The sequence below is a fragment of the Salinarimonas soli genome (genome assembly GCF_008386575.1).
Taxonomy (GTDB): Bacteria; Pseudomonadota; Alphaproteobacteria; order Rhizobiales; family Beijerinckiaceae; genus Salinarimonas_A; species Salinarimonas_A soli.
Map to the genome: position 1 here is coordinate 1 of NZ_VUOA01000289.1, position 359 is coordinate 359.

Consider the following 359-nt stretch of genomic DNA (forward strand, 5'->3'; position numbering starts at 1 on the left):
GCGGACGGCCCCGCCCCCTGCCGCCCCGCGCCCTCGCGCGCCAGGGCCTCCAAGCCCGCCTGGAGGGGCCCGTGGATGGGAAGCCGGTGCACCCGCTCGCCGGGGCGCTCGCTCAGGGCCGCGTCGGCTGCGTGGGCGGCAAGCATGGGGAAGGGGCGGCGCTCGTCGGGCACCGGCTCGGCGCGGGCCGCCTCGGCGTCGGCGGGGGTGATGAGGCCGCGGGCCATTGCCCGGTCGAGCACCCGGTCCCGGGCGCGCCGCGCGGCGGCCGCGAACCGGTCGGGGCGGGGCGCCTCGGGCGCCTGGGGCAGCCCGACGGGGGGCGCCGCTTCGCCGTTGGAGAGCCGCTTGGGCTCGCG

At 82.7% G+C, this 359-nt stretch carries 1 pseudogene; it reads right to left on the reverse strand.

Annotated elements, in window-relative coordinates:
- Positions 1-359, reverse strand: a pseudogene (locus tag F0L46_RS25955) (penicillin-binding protein 1C); the annotation flags it as partial.